We start from the raw sequence: 1,016 nt of genomic DNA, 5'->3' as shown, positions 1-1,016 counted from the left end.
GAAGGAAGGCCAGCGGTTACGGTAAAGCACACCCGAAAATCCCAACGAGGAGCCGATAGTGCAAATCAACCCGGGTGCGCTTTACGGTAAGCGCGATGAGACGAAGGAAGAAAGCTGGCGCGCTATGCAGGACTCGAACCCGCGTCTATCAATTTTCAAGCCAAAACAAGCCATTATAAAACCAATCACTCTGCCAACTGAGTTAATAGCGCGTTCCTTCGCTTCGGGGCGCCATTATCCATAACAACATTATGGATTCAAGCTTTTTTAGCATAATGCCCTGACTTTACGGATAAATCTTAGGTTATCACCAGCATGATGGCCTTACGGCAGCTCAATAATCGGGTAATCGCCGGCGATGAGCGGCTTGCACAAAATCTTGTAGCCATCGCTGTCGAAATGGCTGGCCGCGCTCTGTAGCTGCTCCGCCTGCGCCAGATCGCCGACCGAGCCCAGATAAAACCAATTGTGGATCACATGGTACTGACGCAGCGTCTCGCCCTGCTCCTCCAGCGCCACGCGCCCGGCGAACGGCCAACAGGCGATGCGCAACTGCTCAAGCGCCGCGCCGAGCCGCAGCGCATGCTCCTGCGCCGACTCCACGCCACAGCAGGCGCCCGCGCACTTGCGCAGGCTGTAGCGGAAACAGGCTCGCCCTGCCGGCAGCTTGTCGATCCCCAGCTTGCCGTAACATAAACGATGCTCATCGGCGATGGCGCGCAGCTTTTCCAGCGCGGCGTGGCGATTGGCAAACAGCCCGTAGAGGTGGGGCGTGACGGCGAAGTCGATCTCTTTGGCGTGAGCAATCGTCACCGCATCTGCCTGCAAGCGCAGCGCGCACAGCTGTTTCGAACGCCGCAGACGTTTGTTGAACAGCGGCTGTTGCTGTTTGATCAATTGCGCCTCCAGCAGCAATGCCCCCAACTCGCCTGCGGTCTCGATAAAGCTGATGCGCCGGGTTTGGCGCAGCATTTTAGCCTCGTCCTGCGCGCGGAAGTGCGCCATCACCCGGCTGC

Annotated in this window: 1 protein-coding gene and 1 tRNA gene; both read right to left on the bottom strand. The window is 58.3% G+C overall.

The features are described 5' to 3' along the window. Positions 1-115: 115 nt before the first annotated feature. Positions 116-212, bottom strand: a tRNA-OTHER gene (locus AB0H42_RS35975). Positions 213-324: 112 nt separating this feature from the next. Then, the coding region (locus AB0H42_RS35970) for a hypothetical protein (protein WP_357064400.1) at positions 325-1,016 on the bottom strand (692 nt) is incomplete at its 5' end.

Source organism: Nocardia sp. NPDC050799, from assembly GCF_040654015.1.
Lineage (GTDB): Bacteria > Actinomycetota > Actinomycetes > Mycobacteriales > Mycobacteriaceae > Nocardia.
Note: the sequence above shows the minus strand (reverse complement) of the source record. Positions and strands in the feature narration are given on the sequence as shown.